The organism is Burkholderia sp. 3C (assembly GCF_054589155.1).
The window spans coordinates 43,283-48,391 of the sequence record NZ_BAAILN010000039.1; the positions used below are offsets into that span (position 1 = coordinate 43,283).

Here is a 5,109-nt window from a genome sequence, read left to right on the forward strand (position 1 = left end):
AATCTTCCTTGCGCGCGCCGCATTCCGGGCACGTCCAGTTGATCGGCACGTCCTCCCAACGCGTACCCGGGGCAATGCCCTCGTCGGGCAAGCCCGCTTCTTCGTCGTAGATCCAACCGCAGATCAGGCACATCCAGCTTTTGTATTCCATCGTTTGCCGCGCAGGGAAAAAACCAATTTTGGGGAGACGTGATGGTAACGTGCCGACGGCCGCCCTGCCTAGCATCGTGGTTTCCAGACGACCCGCGCCCAACCCGTTGCGCCTCGATCCCGGCACGCTCATCCGGGCAAAATCGTGCAGGCAAGCGCGATTCTCCGCAGCCGACGATATCGCGCGGCACCCATGCGCGCGCAGCCCGCCGCGACCCGAACCGATGCGCGGCAACCCGCCGCAAACGCCCGCCAGATATTGCATTCGGTTAAAAAAACCACGTCTTGCGCAAGTTTCCAACGCATAATGACCGGCAAGGCGCACCCGTGTGGTGCGCCGCCCGATCGTTCTCTCTTTCCCCGATTTTTCATGTCCAGCAACGCCCCTCCGATCGTCCTCACCTTCGGCTTGTTCGATCCCACCGGCGGCTCCGGCCTGCAGGCGGATTTGCTGACGCTGGCGAGCATGGGCTGTCACGGCACGTCGGTGCTGACCGGCTACACGGTCCGCGATTCGGCTTCCTGTGACGAGGTGACCGGCCTCGATCCGGACACCGTCGTCGCGCAGGCCCGGATGCTGCTCGAGGACATGCCCGTCGCCGCGTTCAAGATCGGCGCCACCGCCCGCGCCGAAGTGGTCAGCGCGATCGCCGAGGTCGTGGCCGACTACGACGGCGTGCCGCTCGTGCTGGCGCCCGACTTCACGCTCGACGACGAGCATGTGCTCGCCGCCGACGACCTGCGCGAATCGATTGCCGATCTGCTCGCCCCGCAAACCACGCTGCTGGTGGCCGATCACGCCACGCTGATCGCGCTGGCGCAGCCCGACGGCGACGCGGAAGCGCCGAACCTCGACACGGCGATCGCGCATCTGCTGTCGCAGGGCTGCGAGTACATCCTCGCCACCGAAACCGGCACGCACCGGCTCGTCAACACGTTGTACGGCGAGGAAGGCCAGATCCGCCAGGATCTCTGGGAACGCACGCCGAACCGGCTGATGGGCGTGACCGACACGCTCGCCTCGGCCATCGCGGCGCTGCTGGCCAATGGCCAGGAGCCGCCCGAAGCCGTGCGCGAGGCGCAGGAATACCTGTACCAGGCCGCGCGCGACGCGTTCCGGCCCGGCATGGGCGCCTGGGTGCCCGACCGCTTCTTCTGGGCGCGCAGCAACGAGGACGACACGCCGGCCGCCCCGGCGGCACCGGCCACGCCGCCTTACGGCGCATCGCGTCACTGAATGCATTGAACGCACGCCGGCGGGGCGCAGGCCGCCCCGGCTTTTCCGCGCTGTAAACGACAAAAAACCCGCATCGCTGCGGGTTTTTCGTTTGCGGGGCGGGACGCGCATCGCTGCGCGCCCGTCGTGCAATCGACCTAAGTCGATTACATGTCCATGCCCATGCCGCCCATGCCGCCCGGCATGCCGCCAGCCATCGGGGCATCTTCCTTCGGCAGTTCGGCAACGGCAGCGTCCGTCGTCAGCAGCAGGCCGGCGACCGATGCTGCGTTTTGCAGCGCGGTACGCGTGACCTTGGTCGGGTCGACCACACCGGCTTCGACCATGTCGACGTATTCGCCCGTTGCGGCGTTGTAGCCGTAGTTGCCCGTACCGGCTGCAACGGCTGCCACCACGACGCTGGCTTCTTCACCACCGTTCGTGACGATCTGACGCAGCGGCTCTTCCATCGCGCGCAGCACGATCTTGATACCGGCGTTTTGATCGGCGTTCAGGCCGGTCAGTGCCGTGATCGCGGTGCGAGCGCGGATCAGCGCGACGCCGCCACCGGCCACGATGCCTTCTTCCACAGCTGCGCGCGTTGCGTGCAGTGCGTCTTCGACACGTGCCTTCTTTTCCTTCATTTCGACTTCGGTCGCAGCGCCGACCTTGATCACTGCCACGCCGCCTGCCAGCTTGGCAACGCGCTCTTGCAGCTTTTCACGGTCGTAGTCCGACGTCGCTTCTTCGATTTGCGCGCGCACTTGCTTCACGCGTGCTTCGATGTTCACGGCTTCGCCTGCGCCGTCGATGATCGTCGTGTTTTCCTTGCCCACTTCGATACGCTTGGCTTGGCCCAGTTCGGCCAGCGTTGCCTTCTCGAGCGTCAGGCCGGTTTCTTCCGCCACCACTTGACCGCCGGTCAGGATCGCGATGTCTTCCAGCATGGCCTTGCGACGGTCGCCGAAGCCCGGAGCCTTGACGGCGACGGTCTTCAGGATGCCGCGGATGTTGTTGACCACCAGCGTGGCGAGTGCTTCGCCTTCGACGTCTTCAGCGATGATCAGCAGCGGACGGCCAGCCTTCGCGACTTGTTCCAGGACCGGCAGCAGGTCACGGATGTTCGACACCTTCTTGTCGTGCAGCAGCACGAACGGGTTGTCGAGGACGGCGACTTGCTTGTCCGGGTTGTTGATGAAGTACGGCGACAGGTAGCCGCGGTCGAATTGCATGCCTTCGACGACGTCCAGCTCGTCGGCCAGCGACTTGCCGTCTTCGACGGTGATGACGCCTTCCTTGCCGACCTTGTCCATCGCTTCAGCGATGCGATCGCCGATCGACGAATCGCTGTTCGCCGAGATCGAGCCGACCTGTGCGATTTCCTTGTTCGTCGTGCAGGGCTTGCTGATCTTCTTCAGCTCTTCCACGGCTGCCGCGACGGCCTTGTCGATGCCGCGCTTCAGATCCATCGGGTTCATGCCCGATGCGACGTACTTCATGCCTTCGCGAACGATCGATTGCGCGAGGACGGTTGCCGTCGTCGTGCCGTCGCCGGCGTTGTCGCTGGTCTTGGAAGCGACTTCCTTGACCATTTGCGCGCCCATGTTCTGGAGCTTGTCCTTCAGCTCGATTTCCTTGGCGACCGACACGCCGTCCTTCGTGACCGTCGGGCCGCCGAACGAACGCTCGAGCACCACGTTGCGGCCCTTCGGGCCCAGCGTGACCTTGACCGCGTTGGCCAGGATGTTCACGCCTTCAACCATTTTGGAACGGGCGGAATCGCCGAATACGACGTCTTTAGCTGCCATCTTTTACTCCTTGAATTCTCTGGAATGGGATCGCTGAGTAGCGTATTCGCAGGCTTACGCTGCGTTGACCACGGCCATGATGTCTTCTTCGCGCATCACGAGCACTTCCTTGCCGTCGACCTTGACGGCTTGGCCCGCGTACTTGCCGAACAGGACGCGATCGCCGACCTTCACGTCGAGCGCGATCGGAGCGCCCTTGTCGTCGCGCTTGCCCGGGCCGATCGCCAGCACTTCGCCTTGATCCGGCTTTTCAGCCGCTGCTTCGGGGATCACGATGCCCGAGGCCGTCTTGGTTTCTTGATCCAGGCGTTTGACGATCACGCGATCGTGCAAAGGACGAAGGTTCATTTTCACTCCTCTTTGAGAAACTGAAGTAACACTGAGGGATGCCGTCGGGCTGTCGCCCGGCGGCGAAGTTGTTAGCACTCTCGTGCAGCGAGTGCTAATTATATGGACGAGGTTTGACAAATTCAAGGACGGAAGGGAAAGGTTTTTTACCGGCTTCCGTTTACCCTCGATTCGATCTTTTCCTTTTAATTCAATCGCTTGATCGAATTTCCCTAGAAAACGGGTGCATAAAAAACAATCTGCCGTACCGTGCGCCCGCGCTTTTGGCACGCGTTGGCACCCTGGCAGCCGGCTGCGATCCGGCCCGCGACCGGCGATTCGTCGGCCCGGATCGCGCCCGGCGCGACGTGCTGCCCGCAGACGATAGGCCGCGCTCGCGACAGCGGCGTGAACCTCAACGTGACCGCCGCGCCTGCATGGAGTCCGGGCGAGCGCCGGGAGTTCCCGGCAACGGCGCGCAACGGGTCACGGCTCAGGCCTCCCTCACCTGCGCCAACAGGGCCTGCGCCTGGGCCGCCTGATCGGCCTCGTCCGCCATCGGCCGGAACGCGAACGCGGGGGCGGCGGCCAGTTGCCGGAACGAAGCGCGGCTGCTGCGCGCATAGGCGGGGTCGTAGTGCAGGTCGATCAGCGATTCGAACAGCACGTCGCGCGCGCCGGCCTCGGCCAGCGCCTGCCAGTCGCGGATGCGCGCGTGGCCGTGCAGCTCGGTCAGCCGCGCGAGCTGCTGCATGAACGCGGCGGGGTCGTCGAACAGATGGCCGTAATCGCGCAACAGCAGCGCCACGCGCGCGTCGCGCGCCGTTTCGACGGCCACGCAGCGCGCCGCGTGCATGCCGGCCAGCATCGTGTCGGGCAGCGTGATCTGCCCGATCTTGCGGCTCTCCGCCTCGACGAACACCGGCCGCGCCGGATCGAGCGCGCGCAGCGCCAGCACCAGCGCCGTATCGAAACCCTTCTGCGTGGGCTGCGCCGCCCCCGGCAGCGCACCGAGCAGCGAGCCCCGATGCACCGCCAGCCGCTCCAGATCGACGATTTGTGCGCCGGCCCGGCCGAGCGCGCCGAGCAATTGGGTCTTGCCGCTGCCGGTACGGCCCGTCAACACGATGTAGCGGAACCGCGCGGGCAGCGCGTCGAGCTCGTCGACGACCCAGCGGCGATAGGCCTTGTAGCCGCCGTCGAGTTGCCGGGCGCGCCAGCCGATCAGGTTGAACCACGATGTCATCGAGCCGGAGCGCTTGCCGCCACGCCAGCAATAGATCAGCGGACGCCAGTTGAGCGGCCGGTCGGCGAAGGTGGTTTCGAGGTGCTCCGCGATGTTGCGCGCAACCCAGGCCGCGCCGAGGCGCGTCGCCTCGTGCGGCGACACCTGCTTGTACATCGTGCCGATCACCACGCGCTGATCGTTGCTGAGTACGGGCGCGTTCAACGCACCGGGGATGTGGTCTTCCGCGTATTCGAGCGGCGTACGCACGTCGATGATCTCGTCGAATTCGTCGACGCGGGACAGCGGAACAAGAAAGGGATTCACGGCAGGCGGGTGCGCGAGGCACAGGCGGGACAGACAGGCGCGGATTATCGCACGCG

At 65.1% G+C, this 5,109-nt stretch carries 5 protein-coding genes; 1 reads left to right on the forward strand and 4 read right to left on the reverse strand.

The window, feature by feature from the left end; translation table 11 throughout:
- Positions 1–151, reverse strand: a 151-nt coding sequence (locus ACYP33_RS06015; RefSeq protein WP_459620383.1) for a rubredoxin, incomplete at its 3' end; no start/stop codon positions are given.
- A 369-nt stretch (positions 152–520) separates the two neighbouring features.
- On the opposite strand from ACYP33_RS06015, the gene thiD reads away from it, so the two are divergent.
- The gene (thiD, locus tag ACYP33_RS06020) at positions 521–1,387 is read left to right on the forward strand and encodes a bifunctional hydroxymethylpyrimidine kinase/phosphomethylpyrimidine kinase (protein ID WP_414450246.1); all 867 of its coding nucleotides are present in this window, start codon (positions 521–523) and stop codon (positions 1,385–1,387) included.
- Positions 1,388–1,533: 146 nt separating this feature from the next.
- Here the strand turns inward: thiD and groL are convergent, their stop codons facing one another.
- The 3 genes from groL to mnmH all read right to left on the reverse strand — a co-directional run bounded on the left by groL (position 1,534) and on the right by mnmH (position 5,053).
- Positions 1,534–3,174: a chaperonin GroEL gene (groL, locus tag ACYP33_RS06025; protein WP_414444074.1), complete on the reverse strand. Its 1,641-nt coding sequence runs from the start codon at positions 3,172–3,174 to the stop codon at positions 1,534–1,536.
- Between the two features lie 54 nt (positions 3,175–3,228).
- Positions 3,229–3,522, reverse strand: coding sequence for a co-chaperone GroES (locus tag ACYP33_RS06030; RefSeq protein WP_414444073.1), 294 nt, complete (start codon positions 3,520–3,522; stop codon positions 3,229–3,231).
- A gap of 472 nt (positions 3,523–3,994) precedes the next feature.
- Entirely contained in the window at positions 3,995–5,053 is a 1,059-nt protein-coding gene (gene mnmH / locus ACYP33_RS06035; RefSeq protein ID WP_459620385.1) for a tRNA 2-selenouridine(34) synthase MnmH, read from the reverse strand.
- Positions 5,054–5,109 lie beyond the last annotated feature (56 nt).

Excerpts from the sequence above, each read along its gene's own strand:
- thiD (WP_414450246.1), top strand. The coding sequence starts at position 521 with ATGTCCAGCAACGCCCCTCCGATCGTCCTCACCTTCGGCTTGTTCGAT.
- groL (WP_414444074.1), bottom strand. The coding sequence starts at position 3,174 with ATGGCAGCTAAAGACGTCGTATTCGGCGATTCCGCCCGTTCCAAAATG.
- ACYP33_RS06030 (WP_414444073.1), bottom strand. The coding sequence starts at position 3,522 with ATGAACCTTCGTCCTTTGCACGATCGCGTGATCGTCAAACGCCTGGAT.